Below are 17879 nucleotides of genomic sequence, written 5' to 3'. Positions count from 1 at the left end.
TTGAGAATCCGCCTGTGAAACAAATCAGTGTCACTCAACCAAAGCTGGTCGCAGATTTTTCATGTGTCGGTGGGGAATGCCGTGAACATTGTTGTCAGGGCTGGACCATCGCGTTTGATAAATCCTCCGTTAATCGCTATCTGAACAGTAAAAATGCCGCTATTCGTCAGACGGCGAAAACGGCGATAAAAGTCACCAAAAAAAACTATGACCACTGGGGTGAAGTGATTTTCCATACGGAAAGTAAAAACTGCCCGTTTATGGATACGGAAAAACTCTGTTCTGTTCATAGCGCCATGGGCATCCAGGCCTTAAGCCCAACCTGTACGTCGTTTCCGCGGACAAACCGGGTCTATAAAAATGAAATCGAAAAATCGCTGAACCTCTCGTGTCCGGAAGTGACCCGACTTCTGTTGAACGATCGGGAGTCTATGTCGTTGATGGAATCTGTCATTGTTCAGCAGGACGTCAATAATGCGCCGATGATTGATTTAAAGGCAAAGGTCATCAATCTCTTCTGCCAGAATATTTTCAGCGTTGAGGGCGTCAGCGTTGAAGAACAGGTTTACGCCGTGGTGAAATTCCTCATGGTGGCGGAAAAACTCGATAATCTCGAAGAGAATATTAGCACGCTCGAAACGGTCTATTTCTCGCTGGTTAACGAACTGGTGAGCGGTAAAATCAAAACGGAATTAGGCGGATTTAATCAGAACTACAGCCTGAAATTCGCGTTAATTTCGCTCATCCAGAGCTACTTCACGAAGAAAGTGACAGCCCGCGGTGGTGCGGTATTAAACCGTTATTTTACTCAGCTTTATCAACAATTTGAGACTGCGGGTGACACCGTGCCGGCAGAGAAGGTCATGGAGAACATCGAGTCCGTCTGGCGCGATGTGGCGGGCAGTTACCTGGCGACCCATGACCATTTATTCAAGAACTTTTTTAAATACAAACTCTGGGAGCAGGGCTTCCCGCAGAACAATGGCCGCAGCATGTTGAATAACCTTTATTTAATCGTTGCGGAGTTCTATTTCCTTAAAACGTTACTTGCCGGTCAGGCGATCGTGGCGGGGAAAATTGAACAAGATAATATTATTGATGTTATTTACAGCTTCCACTCCCTTAGCCAGCATAATCAGGAAGCGGGAAAGCTCTTTCATCAACATATAGATAGCGTCAAACTGGGCGACGATCTTTCATTGTTACAACTGTTAATTTAGCCAGAAAAGTTGCCCCTGTTGTGGGCAACCTCAGAATAACCTCACTTTATCCCCCTTTTTCATCCAATTGAACGCCCTGCAGAATCGGATAATCATGCCGATAACTCAACTAACGCAGGGCTGTTTATCGTGAATTCACTCTATACCGCTGAAGGTGTAATGGATAAACACTCGCTGTGGCAGCGTTATGTCCCGCTGGTGCGTCACGAAGCATTGCGCCTCCAGGTGCGCTTGCCGGCGAGCGTGGAACTCGACGATCTGCTACAGGCGGGCGGTATCGGGTTATTGAATGCAGTTGACCGATACGACGCTCTGCAAGGAACGGCATTTACGACTTACGCAGTTCAGCGTATTCGTGGTGCGATGCTGGACGAGCTGCGCAGCCGCGACTGGGTGCCGCGCAGTGTTCGCCGCAACGCGCGCGAAGTGGCGCATGCGATGGGGCAGCTGGAACAGGAACTGGGACGTAACGCAACGGAAACCGAAGTGGCGGAGCGTCTTGGCATTGCTGTTGAAGAGTATCGTCAGATGTTGCTCGATACCAATAATAGCCAACTCTTCTCTTATGACGAGTGGCGCGAAGAGCATGGCGATAGCATCGAGCTGGTGACGGACGAGCACCAGCATGAAAACCCGTTACACCATTTAATGGAAGGGAATTTACGCCAGCGCGTCATGGAGGCTATTGAAGCTCTGCCTGAACGCGAACAGCTGGTATTGACCCTTTATTACCAGGAAGAGCTTAACCTCAAAGAGATTGGCGCTGTTCTGGAGGTGGGAGAGTCGCGGGTGAGCCAGCTGCACAGCCAGGCCATTAAACGCTTACGAACCAAGCTGGGTAAGTTATAGGTGATTGATTCACCTGAAAAATGCCGCACAACGTATTGACAACCAGGAGTTATCATGACGGTGCAGCAATCTAAAAGACGGCCTTTAAGCCGCTACCTGAAAGACTTTAAACACAGCCAGACGCATTGCGCCCACTGTAACAAGTTACTCGATCGTATCACGCTGGTTCGCCGGGGCGAAATCGTCAATAAGATTGCGATTTCGCGTCTCGACACGTTGATGGACGAAGCAGCATGGCTCGAAGAGCAAAAAGAGTGGGTGGCGCTTTGCCGTTTCTGTGGGGATCTCCACTGCAAAGAGCAAAGCGACTTCTTCGACATTATCGGCTTCAAGCAGTTCCTGTTTGAACAAACGGAGATGAGCCACGGCACCGTTCGCGAATATGTGGTTCGCCTGCGCCGCCTTGGGCAACATCTGACCGTAAACAATATCTCTCGCGATCTGCTGAAAACCGGTTATCTGGATGAAAATCTGGAGCCGTGGCTGCCTGCGACCAGCACCAACAACTACCGAATTGCGCTGCGCAAGTATGCGCAATACAAGGTACAAATGCCCGGTGCCATAAAGCAGAAAGCCCACGCCGGAACAACTTCTGATATATATTAAAAAAGAATAAGATGTAGCGCAGTCGCCTTTGACGTTACAGGCGATTTCTCTACACTACGTAAAAATTCCACTATATCGGGGTATTTATGAAATTTGCACTTCTGGGTCGTCAGGCGCTGATGGGTGTTATGGCCGTTGCGCTGGTTGCGGGCATGAGCGTGAAAACGTTCGCCGCTGAAAACCTGCTGAATAAAGTAAAAGAGCGCGGTACGCTGCTGGTCGGGCTGGAAGGAACCTATCCTCCGTTCAGCTTCCAGGGCGATGACGGTAAGCTGACCGGTTTTGAAGTGGAGTTTGCTGAAGAGCTGGCGAAGCACCTCGGCGTTAAAGCGTCACTGAAACCGACCAAATGGGACGGTATGCTGGCGTCGCTGGATTCCAAACGTATTGATGTGGTGATTAATCAGGTGACCATTTCTGACGAGCGTAAGAAGAAATATGACTTCTCTACGCCGTACACCGTGTCCGGTATTCAGGCGCTGGTGAAGAAAGGCAACGAAGGCGGAATTAAAACTGCCGCGGACCTGAAAGGGAAGAAAGTCGGTGTCGGTCTGGGTACCAACTACGAAGAGTGGCTGCGCCAGAACGTGCAGGGCGTGGATATCCGCACCTATGATGATGACCCGACGAAATACCAGGATTTGCGCGTGGGCCGTATCGACGCCATTCTGGTTGACCGCCTGGCAGCGCTGGATCTGGTGAAGAAAACCAACAATACCCTGGCGGTAGCGGGTGATGCGTTCTCTCGTCAGGAATCAGGCGTTGCCGTTCGTAAAGGTAACGAAGACCTGGTCAAAGCGATTGATTCCGCGATTGCTGACATGCAAAAAGACGGCAGCCTGAAGGCGCTCTCCGAGAAGTGGTTCGGTGCAGACGTCACCAAATAAGTCTTTGACGTAAAAAAAGGCGCTTTTAAAAGCGCCTTTTTTATTTCTTTCGCGTCTGCGTGCATAATGAAAAATATCGCATTTTGTCAGAGTTACCGGAGAACCCATGTCACTACAGAATTTAACGCGCTTTCCCCGCCTGGAGTTCATCGGCGCGCCGACGCCGCTGGAGTACCTGCCGCGATTTTCTGATTATTTAGGGCGCGATATTTTTATCAAGCGTGACGACGTGACGCCGATGGCGATGGGGGGCAATAAGCTGCGCAAGCTGGAGTTTCTGGCGGCTGACGCACTGCGCGAAGGCGCGGATATGCTCATTACCGCCGGAGCTATCCAGTCCAACCACGTTCGTCAGACGGCGGCAGTGGCGGCAAAGCTCGGGCTCCACTGCGTGGCATTGCTGGAAAACCCGATTGGCACGCGGGCAGAAAACTATCTTACCAACGGTAACCGCCTGCTGCTGGATCTGTTTAACGTGCAGGTCGAAATGGTGGAGGCGTTGACCGACCCGACCGCCCAGCTCGACGAGCTGGCGACGCGTCTGGAAGCGCAGGGGTTCCGCCCCTACGTTGTCCCCGTCGGCGGTTCGAACGCGCTGGGCGCGCTGGGGTATGTGGAGAGTGCGCTGGAAATCGCGCAGCAGTGCGAAGGCGCGGTAAGCCTCTCCTCCGTGGTTGTTGCGTCCGGCAGTGCGGGCACGCATGCCGGGCTGGCGGTGGGGCTGGAACAATTGCTGCCGGACGTCGAGCTGATTGGTGTGACGGTGTCCCGCAGCGTCGAGGATCAGAAGCCGAAAGTGGTCACTTTACAACAGGCGGTAGCCGCACAGCTGGAGCTGAAGGCAAAGGCCGATATTCTGCTCTGGGACGACTATTTTGCGCCGGGTTACGGCACGCCTAACGAAGAGGGCATGGAGGCGGTGAAGCTGCTGGCGCGCCTCGAGGGGATACTGCTCGATCCGGTCTATACCGGCAAAGCGATGGCCGGACTGATTGACGGCATTGCGCAGAAACGCTTTAAGGATGAAGGGCCGATTTTATTTGTCCATACCGGCGGGGCGCCTGCGCTGTTTGCCTACCATCCTTATGTCTAAAAATCAGGTCGAAAAATAATAATGCAAGAAAGTATTCAACTGGTTATTGATTCTCTGCCGTATCTGCTGAAAGGTGCGGTATTTACGTTACAGCTCAGTATCGGCGGGATGTTCTTCGGGCTGGTGCTGGGATTTGTGCTGGCATTAATGCGCATGTCACCCATCCTGCCGGTACGCTGGCTGGCGCGCTTTTATATCTCCGTATTTCGCGGCACGCCGCTTATCGCCCAGCTCTTTATGATCTACTACGGCTTGCCGCAGTTTGGTATCGAGCTGGACCCGATCCCCGCAGCGATGATTGGTCTGTCGCTCAATACCGCGGCGTACACCTCTGAAACCCTGCGAGCGGCGATCTCCTCCATTGACAAAGGGCAGTGGGAGGCGGCGGCCAGTATCGGGATGACGCCATGGCAGACGCTGCGTCGGGCCATTCTGCCGCAGGCTGCGCGCGTGGCGCTTCCACCGCTCAGCAACAGCTTCATTAGCCTGGTGAAAGATACGTCCCTGGCGGCAACGATTCAGGTACCGGAACTGTTCCGTCAGGCGCAGCTCATTACTTCGCGCACGCTTGAAGTCTTTACTATGTATCTGGCCGCCTCGCTGATTTACTGGGTGATGGCGACGGTGCTGTCTGCTCTGCAAAACTACTTCGAAAACCAGCTTAACCGCCAGGAGCGTGATCCAAAATGAGTGCTATCGACGTCAAAAACCTGGTGAAAAAATTCCACGGTCAAACGGTGCTCCACGGGATCAATCTTGAAGTCGAGCAGGGTGAAGTGGTGGCGATTATCGGACCAAGCGGTTCGGGAAAAACGACGCTCCTGCGCAGTATTAACCTGCTTGAACAGCCGGAAGGCGGCACTATTCGGGTAGGGGAGATAACGATTGATACCGGGAAATCCATTAGCCAACAGAAAGGGTTAATTCGCCGCCTGCGCCAGCATGTCGGCTTCGTTTTCCAGAGCTTTAATCTCTTCCCGCACCGTACGGTGCTGGAGAACATTATTGAAGGACCGGTCATTGTAAAAGGTGAATCGAAAGAGGACGCGACGGCGCGCGCGCGCGAACTGCTCGCTAAAGTCGGGCTGGAGGGGAAAGAGACCAGCTATCCGCGCCGTCTGTCGGGCGGGCAACAGCAGCGCGTGGCGATAGCGCGCGCGCTGGCTATGCGCCCTGACGTGATCCTTTTTGATGAACCGACCTCTGCGCTCGATCCGGAACTGGTGGGTGAGGTGCTGAACACCATTCGCCAGCTGGCGCAGGAAAAACGGACGATGGTGATCGTGACGCATGAAATGAGCTTTGCACGCGATGTGGCTGACAGAGCCATCTTCATGGATCAGGGGCGGATTGTGGAGCAGGGGCCGGCGAAAAGGCTGTTCGCTAATCCTCAGCAGCCGCGAACCCGTCAGTTCCTTGAAAAATTCCTGATGCAGTAGCATTTTTGCACTAATTTGCTCCAGAAATTTAGGCTGGAGCAAATTATTCTCCCTTCGGGGGCAGTCGTTTGTTTTTTTATTCCATCCGGCCCTGATAAACCTTATCAATAGTAAAGTTAATTGTGCTAATGCCGATATTTTGTAGTTAGAAAAAAGTTTTATGTGTTAGGTTATATTCACCATAATAATGATTATCTTTTCAGAGGCTTCATTTAGTAAGTATGAAGGATTCAGACTTTTTCACCTGGCGACGGGATTGCTCCCTCCGGTTTCAGGAATTGACCTGTGTCGACGAGGTATATCAGGAATTACAGCGACAAACTCAGACGCTTGAATTCGATTGTTACTCGCTCTGCGTGCGCCATCCCGTGCCGTTTACCCGGCCTAAGATCTCTGTGCATACCACTTACCCAAAGCAGTGGATGGCGCAATATCAATCCGCGAACTATTTCGCTATTGATCCCGTCTTAAAACCGGAGAATTTCATTCAGGGTCATTTACCCTGGACAGACGCATTATTCGCTGACGCGCAGGAATTATGGCACAGCGCGCAGGACCACGGTTTACGCGAGGGAATAACGCAGTGTCTGATGTTGCCTAATCATGCGCTCGGCTTCCTGTCTGTTTCCCGTACTAGTGTACTGGCAGGGCCTTTTGCCCGTGAGGAAATAGAACTGCGGCTGCAAATGCTGGTGCAAATGGCCTTAACATCTCTGGTGCGTTTTGAAGATGAGATGGTCATGCCACCTGAAATGAAATTCAGCAAACGCGAGCGCGAAATTCTGAAATGGACTGCGGAAGGGAAGACGTCAGCGGAAATAGCGATCATTCTCTCTATCTCAGAGAATACCGTTAACTTCCATCAGAAAAATATGCAGAAGAAATTCAATGCGCCCAACAAAACCCAGATTGCGTGCTACGCGGCGGCAACGGGACTGATCTGACGGGATAATACGTTCTGCGTGACAGACGAGCAAACGGCTGAATGCACTGCATCCAGCCGTTTTTTGTTACTGGCGGTAGGCTTGTTTGATTTGCTTAACGGTGTTAGCAAATACCGCAGATACAGCCTGGTCTTCCATCTCCGCGATTTGTTTTTCCATTTTAATGATCACACGACCGGCATCCGCCTGGCCCATCGCCTGCAGCATCAGCGTCAGCAGTGCTTTCAGGCAGTTTACTTCCTGTGCCAGTTCCTGGTTATTCTCCGCAGTGGCAAATTCAGGTGTGCTCATTTATTTTCCTCATTATTTAACGGCGCTAAAGCGCGACGACGAAAGTCAAGGCGGCGGAGTATACCACAAGCTGAAGCAAAAAATGCAGCGGTTGTTTTTCGTACTTTTACGTTGATGTTTAATTGCGTAAACAGAACGTACCGGTAAACTAAACCGTCGTGAAAGGCTATTAATTGTTTATGCCCGGTTCGCTTGCCGTTAATTATTGTTACAAAAATTTGAGATCTGTTTTTTTGCAGGAAAAGCCTGCAAGTTTTTTGTAACTTTTTGAATACAGATGCTTAAAAAAAGCTGCAAAAGCGCTGAATGCATGGTCTCTCTTTCCACGGACTGTACAGCCTAATTTCCAAAAACGAGAGCAAAATCGAATAGCCGGTTTTTTAACGTTTTAATCTTGCGAGGAAAACCGTTAATATAAACCAAATTATCACTCAGTAGCGTTATCCCTATTCTGGAGACATTTCCTTTGATCAACGTCCTTCTTGTTGATGACCACGAACTGGTGCGCGCAGGGATACGACGCATTCTTGAAGATATTAAAGGTATTAAAGTTGCCGGTGAGGCGTGCTGCGGCGAAGATGCGGTAAAATGGTGCCGCACAAACTCGGCCGATGTGGTACTGATGGATATGAACATGCCCGGTATCGGTGGCCTTGAAGCAACACGCAAAATCGCGCGTACCTTTGTTGATACCAAAGTCATCATGCTGACCGTGCATACCGAAAACCCACTGCCCGCGAAAGTGATGCAGGCGGGCGCAGCGGGCTACCTGAGTAAAGGTGCTGCGCCGCAGGAAGTCGTCAATGCAATCCGTTCCGTGTTTGCCGGACAGCGCTACATTGCTTCCGACATTGCTCAGCAGATGGCGCTGAGTCAGATCGAGCCCGAGAAAACCGAATCACCGTTTGCCAGTTTGTCCGAGCGTGAATTGCAGATTATGCTGATGATCACCAAAGGTCAGAAGGTGAATGAGATCTCGGAGCAGCTGAATCTCAGCCCGAAAACGGTGAACAGCTATCGTTACCGGATGTTCAGTAAACTGAACATTCATGGCGACGTTGAACTGACGCACCTGGCCATCCGGCACGGTTTGTGTAATGCGGAGACGTTGTTAAGTCAGTGAGTGATGTGTTCGATTCAAAAGCATTTCTGAAAACCGTAACCAGCCAGCCTGGCGTCTATCGCATGTATGACGCTGGCGGTACGGTTATCTACGTGGGGAAGGCAAAAGATCTTAAAAAACGCCTCTCCAGCTATTTTCGCAGCAACCTGGCCTCCCGAAAGACCGAAGCGCTGGTCTCACTCATTCAGAATATTGATGTCACCGTCACGCACACCGAGACAGAAGCGCTGCTGCTTGAGCACAACTATATTAAGCTCTACCAGCCACGCTATAACGTCCTGCTGCGTGATGATAAGTCCTACCCGTTTATTTTTCTGAGCGGCGACACCCACCCACGCCTCGCGATGCACCGCGGTGCAAAACACGCTAAGGGAGAATACTTCGGGCCGTTCCCTAACGGCTATGCCGTGCGTGAAACGCTGGCGCTGCTGCAAAAAATCTTCCCTATCCGCCAGTGTGAAAACAGCGTTTACCGTAACCGCTCTCGCCCGTGCCTGCAGTACCAGATTGGACGCTGCCTGGGGCCTTGCGTGGAAGGGCTGGTAAGTGAAGAAGAGTATGCCCAGCAGGTGGATTATGTGCGCCTGTTCTTAGCCGGAAAAGACGATCAGGTCTTAACGCAGCTGATCGCGCGGATGGAAAAAGCCAGCGCCGCACTCGAGTTTGAAGAGGCCGCGCGTATCCGCGACCAAATCCAGGCGGTGCGCAGAGTCACTGAGAAACAGTTTGTCTCGAATACCGGTGACGATCTCGACGTCATCGGCGTAGCCTTTGACGCCGGGATGGCCTGCGTGCACGTGCTGTTTATTCGCCAGGGCAAAGTGCTCGGCAGCCGCAGCTATTTCCCGAAAGTGCCCGGCGGTACTGAACTGGGTGAAGTGGTGGAAACCTTTGTCGGCCAGTTCTATCTGCAGGGGAGCCAGATGCGCACGCTGCCTTCTGAGATCCTGCTCGATTTTAATCTTGACGATAAAACCCTGCTGGCCGATTCGCTCTCTGAACTGGCGGGCCGCCGGGTGAATGTACAAACCAAACCGCGCGGCGATCGTGCACGTTATCTTAAGCTGGCGCGAACCAACGCGGCGACGGCACTCACCACTAAGCTGTCGCAGCAGTCGACGGTCAACCAGCGTTTAACGGCCCTGGCGACGCTGCTGAAGCTGCCGGAAGTGAAACGGATGGAGTGTTTCGACATCAGTCACACGATGGGAGAACAGACGGTGGCCTCCTGCGTGGTGTTTGATGCGAATGGCCCACTGCGCGCCGAGTATCGCCGCTACAACATCACCGGGATCACGCCGGGCGATGACTATGCGGCCATGAATCAGGTGCTGCGTCGTCGCTATGGTAAAGCCATAGAAGAGAGCAAAATTCCGGATGTGATCCTGATTGACGGCGGGAAAGGGCAGCTCGGCCAGGCGAAAGCGGTATTTGAATCGCTTGATGTCAGCTGGGATAAAAACCATCCGCTGCTGCTGGGGGTCGCAAAAGGGGCCGATCGTAAGGCCGGTCTGGAGACATTGTTCTTCGAGCCGGAAGGCGAGGGCTTCAGCCTGCCGCCGGACTCCCCGGCGCTGCACGTCATCCAGCATATTCGCGATGAATCACACGATCATGCTATCAGCGGTCACCGCAAAAAACGGGCGAAGGTGAAAAATACCAGTAGCCTGGAAACGATCGAAGGCGTGGGGCCAAAACGCCGCCAGATGCTGCTGAAATATATGGGCGGATTGCAAGGATTACTCAACGCCAGCATGGAGGAAATTGCAAAAGTGCCGGGTATTTCGCAAGGGCTGGCAGAAAAGATCTACTACTCGTTGAAACATTGAGGGCTCTGTAGCAACATAGAGCTAAATTTTACTGACAACAAACAGTTACCGTCATTATGCAATTTAATATCCCTACGTTGCTCACTCTCTTCCGTGTCGTACTCATCCCGTTCTTTGTACTGGCGTTTTACCTGCCGGTCGTCTGGGCACCTTTCGCCTGCGCATTGATCTTCCTGATCGCAGCGGTCACCGACTGGTTTGATGGCTATCTGGCGCGCCGCTGGAATCAAAGCACCCGTTTCGGTGCCTTCCTCGATCCGGTGGCAGACAAAGTGATGGTCGCTATCGCCATGGTGCTGGTAGCCGAGCACTATCATACCTGGTGGGTGACGCTGCCCGCGGCAACCATGATCGGCCGCGAGATCATTATCTCTGCGCTGCGCGAGTGGATGGCGGAACTGGGGAAACGCAGCAGCGTGGCGGTCTCGTGGATTGGTAAAGTCAAAACGACGGCGCAGATGGCGGCGCTGGTCTGGATGCTCTGGCGTCCAAACGCCTGGGTTGAATGGGCGGGAATTGGTCTGCTGTGGGTGGCGGCAGTGCTGACGCTGTGGTCAATGCTGCAATATTTAAACGCTGCGCGCGGGGATTTGCTTGATCAGTGATCGTTTCGCCGTAATTTTCAGCAAACGATCCGGGGATGCAAAAAATAACGTTGACTCATAACGTCATATCAGTAGAATGCAACGCATCGAACGGCGGCACAGCAAGCCGGACGATAATGAAATCAAGTGGTTAGATGTTTACTTGATGACATGCGGGAATAGCTCAGTTGGTAGAGCACGACCTTGCCAAGGTCGGGGTCGCGAGTTCGAGTCTCGTTTCCCGCTCCAAATTAAAGACATGCGCAGTAGCGGGTGTCAGTTTGAAAAGTTTTACGGCGCGTTAGCAAAGCGGTTATGTAGCGGATTGCAAATCCGTCTAGTCCGGTTCGACTCCGGAACGCGCCTCCACTTTCTTCCCGAGCCCGGATGGTGGAATCGGTAGACACAAGGGATTTAAAATCCCTCGGCGTTCGCGCTGTGTGGGTTCAAGTCCCACTCCGGGTACCATGGGAAACAAAGAATAATCAAAGCAATAAGCAGTGTCGTATAAACCACCGAAAGGTGGTTTTTTTGTGCCTGAAATCCGCCGGTCACACCCCACCCAAATACGCCTTCCTCACCTCCTGATTTCCCAGCAGCTCCTCGCCGCTGCCGCTCAGCCGGATCTGCCCGTTAACCATCACATACCCGCGGTCGGAAAGCTTCAGCGCGTGATGCGCATTCTGCTCCACCAGAAAGATGGTCATGCCGTTGCGGGCCAGCTCGCGCAGCGTCTGGAAGATCTGTTTCACCACAATCGGCGCCAGCCCGAGGCTCGGTTCATCCAGCAGCAGCAGCTTCGGACGGCTCATCAGCGCCCGGGCGATCGCCAGCATCTGCTGCTCTCCGCCGGACATGGTCATCGCGCGCTGCTTGCGTCGCTCCTTGAGGCGCGGGAACAGGTCGAACATGGTTTGCATATCCTCAGCGGCAAACTGGCTGCCGATGGGGATGGTCCCCATCAGCAGGTTCTCTTCAACGGTCATATCCGGGAAGATTCGTCTGCCTTCCGGCGCCTGCGCAATGCCGCCGGACGCGACGTAGTGGGTGGATTTATGGCTGATATCTTCGCCGCCGAAAAGGATCTGTCCGCTGCGAATGCGGGGCTGGCCAAAGATGGACATCAGCAATGTCGATTTACCCGCGCCGTTTGCGCCAATCAGCGCCACGGTTTCACCTTTATTGACTTCGAGGGAAACCTGTTTAAGCGCCTGAATGACGCCATAAAACACATCCACCTCGCGAAATGCCAGCAGCGGTTCGCTCATAGGTTGACCTCGCTTTCATCCGTACCCAGGTAGGCGGCAATGACCTTTTCATCATGCTGGATCTGCTCGGGTTTTCCCCTGGCAATAACATCCCCGTGATCGAGCACGATAATGTCGTCCGAAATCTCCATCACCATCCCCATATCATGCTCAATCAGTAATACCGTGATGTCATGATGATCCCGCAGAAAACGAATAATGCTGCTAAGCTTATGTGTTTCAACCGGGTTAAGCCCGGCGGCGGGTTCATCCAGACAGATCATTTCCGGCCCGGTGCACATTGCTCGCGCAATTTCCAGACGCCGCTGCTGGCCGTACGACATCTCTCCCGCCAGACGATTGGCGCACTCCACCAGATCCACCACTTCCAGCCAGTAGAAGGCCCTGTCCAGGGCGTCGCTTTCCGCGCGCCGGTATGCCGGCGTATTTAAGATCCCGGCGAGCAGATTGCGGTTAACGCGCATATGCTGCGCAACCAGCAGGTTTTCCACGACCGACATCTCGCGAAAAAGACGGATATTTTGAAACGTGCGCGCCAGCCCTGCGCGGTTGACCAGATGCGTTCCGCCGAACATTTTGTAGAACAGACGCTGCCCGAACTGCGCGGGGTTAATCCAGTCACCCGGCTGGAATTTTTGTCCGAGCACCTGAATAACGTTGGTCGTTTTATGGCGGGTATTAAATAAAATGTTGCCGCCGGAGGCTCTGTAGAAGCCCGTCAGGCAGTTAAACACGGTGGTTTTTCCCGCCCCGTTTGGCCCAATAAGGGCGGTAATTGAGCCGCGCTGTACGTCCAGGTTGACGTCGTTTAGCGCCTTAATCCCGCCGAAGTGCATCATCAGATGTTCAACGCGCAATATCGTTCCGTTCATGGCGCGACGCCCTTACGCACGGCGAACCCGCTGCGGTTAATGCGGATCAAACCGCGCGGACGCCAGATCATCATCACCACCATGAGCATGCCAAACAGCAGGACGCGGTACTCGGCAAAACTGCGCAGCAGTTCCGGCGTTACGGTGAGCACAAAAGCGGCCAGCACTACGCCAAGCGTCGAGCCCATCCCGCCCAGCACCACGATGGCGAGGATCAATGCCGATTCAAAGAAGGTAAAGGAGGTCGGATTCACGAACCCCTGATAGGTGGCGAAGAACACCCCGGCAATGCCTGCGGTCGATGCGCCAAGCGTAAAGGCCGACAGCTTAACCAGAACATGATTTAACCCCATTGAGCGGCAGGCAATTTCGTCTTCACGCAGGGCTTCCCACGCCCGACCAATCGGCATCCGCGTCAGGCGGTGCTTGATATAGAGCACCAGCATCACCACCAGGAACAGCACCGCGTAGATAAAAATAAACTTCATGTTCGGGTTATAGGTCAGGTGGAAAAATTCGTGGAAGGGCACGCCGCCTTCTTTCGCGCGTCGTCCAAATTCCAGACCGAAAAAGGTGGGGGGAGGGGCCGACACGCCGTTTGGTCCGCCGGTGAAGGTCAGCCAGTTGTTCAGTATCAGGCGAATGATCTCCCCGAACCCGAGTGTGACGATGGCCAGATAGTCACCGTGCATGCGCAGTACCGGGAAACCGAGCAGGGCGCCTGCGGCGGCGGCCATGATTGCCGCCAGCGGCAGCATGCTCCAGAAACCTAAGCCGAGATACTGGTATCCCAGCGCCAGACCGTACGCCCCAATTGCGTAGAACGCGACATATCCCAGATCCAGCAGGCCGGCCAGACCCACGACGATGTTCAGCCCCAGACCGAGAAGCACGTAGATCAGCCCGAGAATGGCGACGGTCAGCACATATTTCGTGGCGACAAACGGAAAGCAAATCGCAAGAGCAATTACCAGAGGAATAATCCAGCGCATGCGGCTTTTGTATTCCGGTGGCCGGACATATACGCCCGCGCTATCGGCTTCGAAGCGTGCCTGGAAACGGGCGCCCGCGGCGGTACCTAAAAAGGCGCTCAGCAGAAAACGCCCGAGCATGACGATGCCGACCATCCAGGCCAGCCGCTGCCCGGCGAAGTTAAAGCTGTAACCGTCCAGCACCACGCCCGCAATGGGGCCGAAAATAACCAGCGCAATCAGTCCGGAAAAAATCGCGTCCAGAATGCAGCGTTTAAGTGAAAAACCGTGTGATGTCATCATTCTCTCCCTCACACTTTGGCCACAATCGGGCGCCCAAGCAGCCCCTGGGGACGGAAAATCAGGATCATGACCAGCAGGCCGAACGAAAAGACATCTTTATAGTCCGAGTTCACCATGCCCGAGAACTGGGCTTCCGCCACGCCCAGGATAAGGCCACCGAGCATCGCGCCAGGGAGGGAGCCGATGCCGCCGAGTACCGCCGCGGTAAAGGCTTTAATGCCGATCACGAACCCGACGTAGAAATCAAAGGTGCCGTAATTCATGGTGATCAACACCCCCGCCAGACCGGCCATCGCCGCGCCGATGACAAAGACCAGCGAAATAATCCGGTCGGTGTTAATGCCCAGAATGGAGGCCATCTTACGATCCTGCTGTACCGCGCGGCACATCCGGCCCAGCCGGGTATGGTTGATAATCCAGGTGAGCACCAGCATGCCGGCAAAAGAAGCAATCAGAATAAACACTTTGGTGTAGGTTATCTGCACGAAGCCGTCGCCCAGATGCAGGCGAATCACGCCGTCCAGCATGGTCGGCACCCCTTGCTGGCGCGGACCCTGGCTCAGCTGCGCGTAGTTTTGCAGGATAAGCGACATCCCGATGGCGGAGATCAGCGGCGCCAGGCGCGTGGAGTTGCGCAGCGGCTTGTAGGCGATACGCTCGATGGTCCAGCCGTACACCCCGGTTACCACGATGGTGAACACCAGCGTCCCGAGGATCAGCAGCGGGAACGACTGCAGACCGAAGAACGAGAGCAGCGCCAGGCCGATGGCGCAGAGATAGGCGGAAATCATATACACTTCGCCGTGGGCGAAATTGATCATCCCGATAATGCCGTACACCATGGTGTAGCCGATGGCGATTAAACCGTAGACGGAGCCCAGCGTTAAGCCATTGATTAACTGTTGCAGGAAGAATGTACTCATCTTAGCGCGCTCGTTTTATAGGCTGCGCGATGCGCGCAGCCTGATGTTTATTACGCGCCGACGGGCAGGCCCGCCGACGTTGAGCGTGACTCCGTCCCGTTACTGCACTTCCTTATATTTGCCTTTGTCGTCCCACTGGTAAACCACGTAGTCAGACACTTTCAGATCGCCCTTGCTGTCCCACGCTTTTTTGCCCATCACCGTGTCGACGGAATTGGCTTTCAGCCACTCGCTGGCTTTGGCGGAGTCCTTGCCGCCGGTGGCCTTGAAGGCTGCGGCAATGGCCTGTACGGAGGCATAGGAGTAAAGGGTGTAACCTTCCGGCTCGAATTTACCGGCGCGGAATTTCTCGATAACCGCTTTACCGTCCGGGATAAGGCGCGGATCTTTACCGAAGGTCATGTAAATGCCGTTGGTGTATTGCGGGCCCCCCGCGGCGGTCACCATCTCTTCGTTGACAATACAGTCGCCGGAGAAGAATTTCGCCTGCACGCCCTGTTCACGCATCTGGCGAACCAGCGGACCGGCTTCCGGGTGACAGCCACCGAAGAACACGACGTCCGGTTTTTGCGCGCCGATCTTGGTCACCAACGCGTTAAAGTCTTTCTCACCGCGAGATAACCCCTCATACATCACATCCTGAACCCCGCGTTTCGCCAGCGCCGCTTTGGTGGCGTCAGCCAGACCCTGACCATAGGTGTCTTTATCGTGAATAATTACCACGCGTTTGGCTTTCAGCTTGTCGATGATGAAGTCGCTGGCAACCTGCCCCTGCTGGTCATCGCGTCCGCACATGCGGAACATATCGCTCATGCCGCGTTCGGTGATCAGCGGGTTAGTTGAGCCGGGGGTAATCGCAATAATGCCCGCGTCGCTATACACCTCGGAGGCGGGCATTGTGGAAGAGGAGCAGAAATGGCCGACCACGGCGTTGACTTTATCCTGGTCAACTAAACGGTTGGCGACGGCCACGGCCTGCTTAGGCTCGCAGGCATCATCCCCCTGAACCAGTTTGATCTTCTCGCCGTTAATGCCGCCTGCGGCATTAATGTCTTCAGCGGCCTGCGTTGCGCCGTGCCAGTACTGATCGCCATAGGTGGCATTCGGACCCGTGAACGGCCCGGCCACGCCAATCACAATATCTGCCCGGGCGGAAAACGCCGTCACCAGGCAACCGGCCAACACAAGAGAAAGAGGAGTTCTGATTAATTTCAGCGACATTATTATGTTCCTTAGCAAAGAGGTTTTTGCACCACGGCGTAAACCCGAACGCCCGACGGCGCAGCCAATCCGAAACACGAGCAAGAACAAAATGCACTAAACGAACAAGATACAGACGGCATCCTGCATATTACGGCGAGATTTCCCTGCGCAGAGGCGCGCGAAGAACGTTAAGCAAAAACGTTGCCAGAATGGTTAACCCATTGACGAGCTTGCGACATGTTTGAGTATAGAGCGCCGCGTTATGCCGCCTTGCGGGAGGAGAAGAAATTACAGCGGAGATCACATATCATTAACAACAAAGCCCATAAGTTGTGCAAAGGTCACGATTTGCACGTTTTTGCAGCAATAAAGACCTAAACTTCAGCCCGGAGAGGCGTGAGTTATGTGTTAGGATCGTTTCCTTTTGCAGGAGTATCAGCGATGACTGAAGGCCCATTGAATGAAAGCGAAATGGCGTGGCTTGAAGAGACGTTAATGTCTTACGGTCATGATGACGCGTCCGTGATTGACGTGTCCGAACTGGACGGCATGCTTACCGCAGTGCTTTCCGGTCCTGTTGTCGTTGAGCCAGATGCCTGGCTGGTGGCGGTGTGGGGTGGCGAGAAGTACATTCCGCGCTGGAAAAACGATCGTGAGATGAACCGTTTTATCGATCTCTGCTTTAAGCATATGAACGATATTGCCGAGCGCCTGAGCGAGTACCCGGATCAGTTTGAACCGATGTTCGGTTATAACGACGTTGACGGTGAGAGCTATACCGTGGTGGAAGAGTGGTGCTATGGCTATATGCGCGGCGTGGCGCTGACGGACTGGTCAGCCCTGCCGGAAGCCCTGAAGGCCGATCTTGACGTGATTGCCCTGCACGGGACGGAAGAGAACAGCGAAAAGCTGGATGAACTGTCCGAAGAGGAGTATATCGCCAGCATCGAAAGCATCCAGCCTGCGGCACTGCGTTTATATCAATACTGGGTAAACAACCCGCAGCAGCCGGAAGTGAAGAAGCCGACGGTGAACGGCACGAAGGTCGGGCGTAACGATCCGTGTCCTTGCGGCAGCGGGAAGAAGTTTAAGAGCTGCTGTTTGCACTGATACATTTTTGTGGCTTTGGTTCGTTCACCTTAAGACCAGTAGAAAATAATACGTTTTTAACCTGTGACCGAGATAAGGGGCCGTCGAGGCCCCTTATATGGCCAGGCGTATCAGACGTGAATAAGCTCAATGTCATCGTTGCTCACCGAATATCATTGATCTATACGCCTTGTGGTGCTTATTTGTATTCTGATATTGTCATATTTCTTTCTGGTATTTATTTTATCTTTTTATTTAATTCATGAATGTTTGTTTTGTGTTTATTTGTGCGTTGAATAAATTGAATCCCTTAACCCTTTTTGCGCAATAATGTTTTAATGAGTGGTCTCCAGGCGTATATTTTGATTAATCTTATCGATTGATC

General features: G+C 53.4%; 18 protein-coding genes, 3 tRNA genes and 1 pseudogene. 15 read left to right on the top strand and 7 right to left on the bottom strand.

The window, feature by feature from the left end:
- Positions 1-14 precede the first annotated feature (14 nt).
- From fliB to sdiA, 8 genes are all read left to right on the top strand, one after another.
- Complete coding sequence (gene fliB / locus EnteroDNA1_RS05975; RefSeq protein ID WP_064672746.1) at positions 15-1220, top strand: flagellin lysine-N-methylase; 1206 nt, start codon at positions 15-17, stop codon at positions 1218-1220.
- Positions 1221-1349: 129 nt separating this feature from the next.
- A complete protein-coding gene (locus tag EnteroDNA1_RS05970; protein ID WP_039263779.1) occupies positions 1350-2069 on the top strand; it encodes an RNA polymerase sigma factor FliA in 720 nt (239 codons plus the stop codon).
- A 54-nt stretch (positions 2070-2123) separates the two neighbouring features.
- Positions 2124-2675 carry a flagella biosynthesis regulatory protein FliZ gene (gene fliZ, locus EnteroDNA1_RS05965; RefSeq protein ID WP_008500339.1) on the top strand — a complete coding sequence of 184 codons (552 nt, stop codon included), beginning with the start codon at positions 2124-2126 and terminating at the stop codon, positions 2673-2675.
- Between the two features lie 86 nt (positions 2676-2761).
- The gene (tcyJ, locus tag EnteroDNA1_RS05960) at positions 2762-3562 is read left to right on the top strand and encodes a cystine ABC transporter substrate-binding protein (protein WP_023336163.1); all 801 of its coding nucleotides are present in this window, start codon (positions 2762-2764) and stop codon (positions 3560-3562) included.
- Positions 3563-3668: 106 nt separating this feature from the next.
- Complete coding sequence (gene dcyD / locus EnteroDNA1_RS05955; protein WP_069303026.1) at positions 3669-4655, top strand: D-cysteine desulfhydrase; 987 nt, start codon at positions 3669-3671, stop codon at positions 4653-4655.
- Between the two features lie 21 nt (positions 4656-4676).
- Positions 4677-5345 (top strand): cystine ABC transporter permease, encoded by a 669-nt coding sequence (gene tcyL / locus EnteroDNA1_RS05950; protein WP_014884380.1) that lies wholly within the window; start codon positions 4677-4679, stop codon positions 5343-5345.
- Positions 5342-6094: an L-cystine ABC transporter ATP-binding protein TcyN gene (gene tcyN, locus EnteroDNA1_RS05945; RefSeq protein ID WP_069303025.1), complete on the top strand. Its 753-nt coding sequence runs from the start codon at positions 5342-5344 to the stop codon at positions 6092-6094. The genes tcyL and tcyN overlap by 4 nt, the downstream gene beginning before the upstream one ends.
- Positions 6095-6315: 221 nt before the next feature.
- Positions 6316-7038 carry a transcriptional regulator SdiA gene (gene sdiA / locus EnteroDNA1_RS05940; protein WP_058841423.1) on the top strand — a complete coding sequence of 241 codons (723 nt, stop codon included), beginning with the start codon at positions 6316-6318 and terminating at the stop codon, positions 7036-7038.
- A gap of 66 nt (positions 7039-7104) precedes the next feature.
- Here the strand turns inward: sdiA and EnteroDNA1_RS05935 are convergent, their stop codons facing one another.
- Positions 7105-7329, bottom strand: a complete 225-nt coding sequence (locus tag EnteroDNA1_RS05935; protein WP_069303024.1) for a DUF2594 family protein — start codon at positions 7327-7329, stop codon at positions 7105-7107.
- Positions 7330-7354: 25 nt separating this feature from the next.
- Positions 7355-7423, bottom strand: a pseudogene (locus EnteroDNA1_RS22680) (hypothetical protein); the annotation flags it as partial.
- 372 nt (positions 7424-7795) lie between these two features.
- On the opposite strand from EnteroDNA1_RS22680, the gene uvrY reads away from it, so the two are divergent.
- The 6 genes from uvrY (at position 7796) to EnteroDNA1_RS05905 (ending at position 11333) form a co-directional block, all read left to right on the top strand.
- Positions 7796-8452: a UvrY/SirA/GacA family response regulator transcription factor gene (gene uvrY / locus EnteroDNA1_RS05930; RefSeq protein ID WP_013096026.1), complete on the top strand. Its 657-nt coding sequence runs from the start codon at positions 7796-7798 to the stop codon at positions 8450-8452.
- On the top strand, positions 8449-10281 hold the full coding sequence (uvrC, locus tag EnteroDNA1_RS05925; protein WP_032658637.1) for an excinuclease ABC subunit UvrC: 1833 nt from the start codon (positions 8449-8451) through the stop codon (positions 10279-10281). Before uvrY ends, uvrC begins: the two co-directional genes overlap by 4 nt.
- Before the next feature lie 56 nt (positions 10282-10337).
- Complete coding sequence (pgsA, locus tag EnteroDNA1_RS05920) at positions 10338-10886, top strand: CDP-diacylglycerol--glycerol-3-phosphate 3-phosphatidyltransferase (protein WP_028019572.1); 549 nt, start codon at positions 10338-10340, stop codon at positions 10884-10886.
- A gap of 152 nt (positions 10887-11038) precedes the next feature.
- Positions 11039-11114, top strand: a tRNA-Gly gene (locus EnteroDNA1_RS05915).
- Between the two features lie 46 nt (positions 11115-11160).
- Positions 11161-11234, top strand: a tRNA-Cys gene (locus EnteroDNA1_RS05910).
- Between the two features lie 12 nt (positions 11235-11246).
- Positions 11247-11333: transfer RNA gene (locus tag EnteroDNA1_RS05905), tRNA-Leu, on the top strand.
- A gap of 83 nt (positions 11334-11416) precedes the next feature.
- Here the strand turns inward: EnteroDNA1_RS05905 and EnteroDNA1_RS05900 are convergent.
- From EnteroDNA1_RS05900 to EnteroDNA1_RS05880, 5 genes are all read right to left on the bottom strand, one after another.
- Positions 11417-12133: an ABC transporter ATP-binding protein gene (locus EnteroDNA1_RS05900; RefSeq protein ID WP_033145889.1), complete on the bottom strand. Its 717-nt coding sequence runs from the start codon at positions 12131-12133 to the stop codon at positions 11417-11419.
- Positions 12130-13005: an ATP-binding cassette domain-containing protein gene (locus EnteroDNA1_RS05895; RefSeq protein ID WP_039263773.1), complete on the bottom strand. Its 876-nt coding sequence runs from the start codon at positions 13003-13005 to the stop codon at positions 12130-12132. The genes EnteroDNA1_RS05900 and EnteroDNA1_RS05895 overlap by 4 nt, the downstream gene beginning before the upstream one ends.
- Positions 13002-14276, bottom strand: a complete 1275-nt coding sequence (livM, locus tag EnteroDNA1_RS05890; protein WP_069303023.1) for a high-affinity branched-chain amino acid ABC transporter permease LivM — start codon at positions 14274-14276, stop codon at positions 13002-13004. Before livM ends, EnteroDNA1_RS05895 begins: the two co-directional genes overlap by 4 nt.
- An 11-nt stretch (positions 14277-14287) precedes the next feature.
- Positions 14288-15202 carry an ABC transporter permease subunit gene (locus EnteroDNA1_RS05885; RefSeq protein WP_023336149.1) on the bottom strand — a complete coding sequence of 305 codons (915 nt, stop codon included), beginning with the start codon at positions 15200-15202 and terminating at the stop codon, positions 14288-14290.
- A 99-nt stretch (positions 15203-15301) separates the two neighbouring features.
- Positions 15302-16423 (bottom strand): branched-chain amino acid ABC transporter substrate-binding protein, encoded by a 1122-nt coding sequence (locus EnteroDNA1_RS05880; protein ID WP_033145885.1) that lies wholly within the window; start codon positions 16421-16423, stop codon positions 15302-15304.
- Positions 16424-16846: 423 nt separating this feature from the next.
- Here EnteroDNA1_RS05880 and EnteroDNA1_RS05875 point away from each other — a divergent pair, with 423 nt between their 5' ends.
- The gene (locus EnteroDNA1_RS05875; RefSeq protein WP_029741940.1) at positions 16847-17515 is read left to right on the top strand and encodes a YecA/YgfB family protein; all 669 of its coding nucleotides are present in this window, start codon (positions 16847-16849) and stop codon (positions 17513-17515) included.
- The last annotated feature ends 364 nt before the right edge of the window (positions 17516-17879 follow it).

The sequence above is a fragment of the Enterobacter sp. HK169 genome, from assembly GCF_001719105.1.
Classification (GTDB): Bacteria; Pseudomonadota; Gammaproteobacteria; order Enterobacterales; family Enterobacteriaceae; genus Enterobacter; species Enterobacter asburiae_B.
This window is presented reverse-complemented; position numbering and strand designations above follow the sequence as displayed.

What these genes read in the sequence shown, in the direction of transcription:
- fliZ (WP_008500339.1), top strand. Translation starts at nt 2,124, where the DNA reads ATGACGGTGCAGCAATCTAAAAGACGGCCTTTAAGCCGCTACCTGAAA.
- EnteroDNA1_RS05935 (WP_069303024.1), bottom strand. Translation starts at nt 7,329, where the DNA reads ATGAGCACACCTGAATTTGCCACTGCGGAGAATAACCAGGAACTGGCA.
- sdiA (WP_058841423.1), top strand. Translation starts at nt 6,316, where the DNA reads ATGAAGGATTCAGACTTTTTCACCTGGCGACGGGATTGCTCCCTCCGG.
- pgsA (WP_028019572.1), top strand. Translation starts at nt 10,338, where the DNA reads ATGCAATTTAATATCCCTACGTTGCTCACTCTCTTCCGTGTCGTACTC.
- EnteroDNA1_RS05880 (WP_033145885.1), bottom strand. Translation starts at nt 16,423, where the DNA reads ATGTCGCTGAAATTAATCAGAACTCCTCTTTCTCTTGTGTTGGCCGGT.
- tcyJ (WP_023336163.1), top strand. Translation starts at nt 2,762, where the DNA reads ATGAAATTTGCACTTCTGGGTCGTCAGGCGCTGATGGGTGTTATGGCC.
- EnteroDNA1_RS05895 (WP_039263773.1), bottom strand. Translation starts at nt 13,005, where the DNA reads ATGAACGGAACGATATTGCGCGTTGAACATCTGATGATGCACTTCGGC.
- EnteroDNA1_RS05885 (WP_023336149.1), bottom strand. Translation starts at nt 15,202, where the DNA reads ATGAGTACATTCTTCCTGCAACAGTTAATCAATGGCTTAACGCTGGGC.
- tcyN (WP_069303025.1), top strand. Translation starts at nt 5,342, where the DNA reads ATGAGTGCTATCGACGTCAAAAACCTGGTGAAAAAATTCCACGGTCAA.
- livM (WP_069303023.1), bottom strand. Translation starts at nt 14,276, where the DNA reads ATGACATCACACGGTTTTTCACTTAAACGCTGCATTCTGGACGCGATT.
- dcyD (WP_069303026.1), top strand. Translation starts at nt 3,669, where the DNA reads ATGTCACTACAGAATTTAACGCGCTTTCCCCGCCTGGAGTTCATCGGC.
- tcyL (WP_014884380.1), top strand. Translation starts at nt 4,677, where the DNA reads ATGCAAGAAAGTATTCAACTGGTTATTGATTCTCTGCCGTATCTGCTG.
- EnteroDNA1_RS05875 (WP_029741940.1), top strand. Translation starts at nt 16,847, where the DNA reads ATGACTGAAGGCCCATTGAATGAAAGCGAAATGGCGTGGCTTGAAGAG.
- EnteroDNA1_RS05900 (WP_033145889.1), bottom strand. Translation starts at nt 12,133, where the DNA reads ATGAGCGAACCGCTGCTGGCATTTCGCGAGGTGGATGTGTTTTATGGC.